At 58.4% G+C, this 3,167-nt stretch carries 5 protein-coding genes; 2 read left to right on the top strand and 3 right to left on the bottom strand.

What is annotated here, in order from left to right; all coding sequences use genetic code 11:
- Window positions 1-99: 99 nt before the first annotated feature.
- Together RTI30_RS13525 and RTI30_RS13520 are read left to right on the top strand one after the other, a co-directional pair.
- Window positions 100-504 (top strand): glutathione S-transferase N-terminal domain-containing protein, encoded by a 405-nt coding sequence (locus RTI30_RS13525; protein ID WP_312284042.1) that lies wholly within the window; start codon window positions 100-102, stop codon window positions 502-504.
- A gap of 535 nt (window positions 505-1,039) precedes the next feature.
- The gene (locus RTI30_RS13520) at window positions 1,040-1,588 is read left to right on the top strand and encodes a hypothetical protein (protein ID WP_312263453.1); all 549 of its coding nucleotides are present in this window, start codon (window positions 1,040-1,042) and stop codon (window positions 1,586-1,588) included.
- A gap of 293 nt (window positions 1,589-1,881) precedes the next feature.
- Here RTI30_RS13520 and RTI30_RS13515 read toward each other — a convergent pair whose 3' ends face one another.
- From RTI30_RS13515 to RTI30_RS13505, 3 genes are read right to left on the bottom strand one after another with little or no spacing between them, the layout of a single operon-like run.
- Window positions 1,882-2,355, bottom strand: a complete 474-nt coding sequence (locus RTI30_RS13515; protein ID WP_312263454.1) for a VOC family protein — start codon at window positions 2,353-2,355, stop codon at window positions 1,882-1,884.
- A gap of 10 nt (window positions 2,356-2,365) precedes the next feature.
- The gene (locus RTI30_RS13510) at window positions 2,366-2,857 is read right to left on the bottom strand and encodes an arsenate reductase ArsC (protein WP_312263455.1); all 492 of its coding nucleotides are present in this window, start codon (window positions 2,855-2,857) and stop codon (window positions 2,366-2,368) included.
- Window positions 2,854-3,165 (bottom strand): helix-turn-helix domain-containing protein, encoded by a 312-nt coding sequence (locus RTI30_RS13505; protein ID WP_312284041.1) that lies wholly within the window; start codon window positions 3,163-3,165, stop codon window positions 2,854-2,856. The genes RTI30_RS13510 and RTI30_RS13505 overlap by 4 nt, the downstream gene beginning before the upstream one ends.
- Window positions 3,166-3,167 lie beyond the last annotated feature (2 nt).

Genomic DNA, 3,167 nt, shown 5'->3' with positions numbered 1-3,167 from the left:
AACGGCCACACCATCGACTCGGACAGAAACCACCGCTATCCTTCCTCCTCCAACATCTACCACAGTGCCAAAGGTGGTGGACGCATACATCTCCTTGACATGAGCGCGTTTACACATGTATTTTTGCGCATATTGACGATGGCGCATGTGTTTGTCAATAGGTTTCCCTCCCGCTTGCCCACGCTCTGGAGTCTTGCCATGCTGACCCTGTCGCATTTCGACTTCTGCCCATTTTGCCAGCGGGTGCGTTTGGCCCTGGGGTACAAGAAGATCGCTTTCGCTGAATATCCCGTGCGCTTTTATGGGCCAGAGCATTTGCAGTCCATTAGCGGGTTTGATCGGCTGCCCGTATCTCGCTTCTGCCCACTGGGGGATAACAACGGCGCCCCTCGCTTTGTGCGTGAATTGTCGGCAGTCGTCGAAACTGCTCATAACCGGGGCAGGACTCTTGCGTTGGCAGATGCTCCGTGGCACCCCTCACCCTCACGAGCACCATGGGCATGAACATACGGGGCATGCGTCACCAGGGAGCTCTTGGTTGACCTAGATGGTCGCTGGCGCTGGACTCCGCTGGATCGTAACGGCGAGCGATTGAGTCCGCCCATCCTCGTTATTCTCAGTCCAATTTTGGTGGTAGGGTTTTAGCAGGCCGAACTAGAGAAGGACATGAACCTGCTAACAGTATATGGTGCATCTGTGGTAAATCTGATGATGGTGTTTTAGGCTATGGAGCAAAAATCATCTTGGTTTACCCTAGCTTTTGCAGTCAGTCTTGTCGGTTTTGCGATCTACGGGCTTCTTGCAGGCACGTGGCCTTTTGGAATCGGGGAATCTACTCGGAGCCTGGTGGCTTTTCGCAAATGGTATTCTGTGCGGAACAACACATAGGAATAGTGTGCCATCAGGATAGCAAAGTTGCGCGAACGTAACCGGTAACCACTCACCGAAACGCATGTTACAACGACATCACAGCGGCAATCGCCGCTGGGCTTGGGATTCCAGACTTGGTGTTCTGGCTATTGCACAAAGGGAATTAGAGATGAACCGCAGACAAATGATGAAGTCCATTTTTTCGGCCTTGGCGCTGCTGGGTTATGTCCGCCTGGATGTCGCCAGTGCCTCGAGCATGAGTGGGATGATGGGGGGCATGATGGGAAATGGTCCCGACGAGGAGGGGATGCGGGCCATGATGTCTCCCGAAAATCGGGGGCCAATGCGCACCGGCATGGCGCTCTTCGAGCGGCACGCGCAAGTGCATCGCAAGGTTACCTTCTTGCCCGACGGCGTCCATGCCGTGACGATTTCCTATGTGCCAGCAACGGCCGCATTGTTGCAGGCCCATGTGGAGCAGATGTATGCCCGGCTAGCCGCGGATCATCCCTTCCCTTACCCCATAAGTCGCAGTGTGCCCGTGATGTTTGCCCACCCAAGGCTCTATCAGCGCAAACTTACGTTGCTGAAGGATGGGGTGGCGGTCACGGAGACCTCCAGCGATCCGGAGATGGTCAAGGTGATCCATGCCCACGCACGGGAAATCACCCGCTTCGTGCGGGAAGGAATGCCGGCCATGATGCGCGGTATGATGTGATCAGAGCAGGATCGACGTCCTCGAAATATCTGGGGGTGCTGCTCGCCAAAGGTTGTGCGGATCTTGCTGAGTCAAGGCGCTATTTGACTCATGTCCGGTGTCTTGCTGGTTTCCAGTGTAGGACTTCTGTGAGTGCAGCATCCCGTTTGCCCATTTGGAATATTCGACAGACGTAGCAGTGCCTTGTTGGTCGCGGTACTGGACTGCTGCCCAGGAGACGCGCAATCTGCTCTCTGTACCTAGCATGCGGGGGTCGAACTGCGACTGACCGTCCCGCAGGGCCGCACAGAACCCTATTTCGGTTCCGTGCCCGGTACCAGAAACACCGGCTCCTGATCGGCGGGCATCTCGGCCAACTCCGCCTCGGTCATGCGCGCGTACACCTCCAGATTGTAGCCGGTAGGGTCGCGCAGCCAGAGTTCGTGCAGGGGTGTGCCTCGCCACGTGCTGCGCGGCGGCTTGACTACCTCGGCGCCGGCGGCCACGGCGCGGTGGTAGGCGGCAATCACCGCCTCCTTACTCGCTACCCCCAAACCCACATGATAGAGGCTGTAGGTATCGAGGGGCTCCTCCCGGTCGTTGACCAGAATCACCAAGTTCAAACGCAGATCGGGGACGATGAAGGTGCTGAAGCGCGCCGTTTGCTGTTTCGGTTCGACGCCGAAAAAGTCACGGTAAAAGGCTGTGCTGCGGGCGAGATCGGCCACCCGAAAGCTCAGATGAAACTCCTGTCGATCGGGCACCAGAGGAGACAATTCCGTAGACATGATCGGCGCCTCAGGGTTCGCTGTGACCAATGCGTTCCAACTCTGCGCGCAGGCGCTGCGGATCCTCGTTTACCCATTCGGCAACCGGCAGCTGCAGGAGGGCTTCGATGCGATGACGCAGGATGCGGTAAGCCCTCTCGAAGGCTGCCTCGATTTCCGCTTCGCTTCCCGTCGCTTTGGCGGGGTCGTCCACGCCCCAATGGGCGCGCAGGGCAGGGCCCAGGTAGGCGGGGCAGGTTTCACCGGCGGCACTGGCGCAGACGGTAATGACAATATCTGGGGTGGTGGCGAGCTCGTCCCAGGATTTACTGGCGAGCCCCTCGGTAGCAAAGCCCTCCCTTTGCAACAGGGCGATGCTGCGCGGGTGCACATAGCCTGCCGGATGGCTGCCAGCACTGGTGGCGTGCAGCTTGCCCTGCGCGAGGCCGTTGAGGGTGACTTCCGCCAAAATAGAACGGCAGGAGTTGCCGGTACAAAGAAAGAGGATCTCGGGGGTTTTCATGGGGATGACCTCGATGGGGCAGGGGAAAGGGTGGATGCTGCGCCAGATGCGGGCTCGCTGGGGATGGCGCAAGACTGCGTTCCACGGCAACAGTTTTCGGTGAGATAGGCAACGAGGGAGCGCACCACGGGCATTTGCGCGCGGTAGCGCTGGAAGCGCCCTTCGCGATGGACGCTGACCAGATCGGCATGCTGCAGCGCCTTCAAATGAAAGGAGACGCCATTATGCAGTTGGCCGAGCTGCTCGGCAATTTGCCCCGAGAAGAGACCTTCCGGCTCGTGCTCCACCAGCAGGCGAAAAATTTGCAAGC

The organism is Candidatus Igneacidithiobacillus taiwanensis (assembly GCF_031962545.1).
Taxonomy (GTDB): domain Bacteria; phylum Pseudomonadota; class Gammaproteobacteria; order Acidithiobacillales; family Acidithiobacillaceae; genus Igneacidithiobacillus; species Igneacidithiobacillus taiwanensis.
Note: the sequence above shows the minus strand (reverse complement) of the source record. Positions and strands in the feature narration are given on the sequence as shown.

Bases quoted from the DNA above. Each gene is read 5' to 3' on its own strand.
- RTI30_RS13520 (WP_312263453.1), top strand. From the start codon at position 1,040: ATGAACCGCAGACAAATGATGAAGTCCATTTTTTCGGCCTTGGCGCTG.
- RTI30_RS13515 (WP_312263454.1), bottom strand. From the start codon at position 2,355: ATGTCTACGGAATTGTCTCCTCTGGTGCCCGATCGACAGGAGTTTCAT.
- RTI30_RS13510 (WP_312263455.1), bottom strand. From the start codon at position 2,857: ATGAAAACCCCCGAGATCCTCTTTCTTTGTACCGGCAACTCCTGCCGT.
- RTI30_RS13525 (WP_312284042.1), top strand. From the start codon at position 100: ATGAGCGCGTTTACACATGTATTTTTGCGCATATTGACGATGGCGCAT.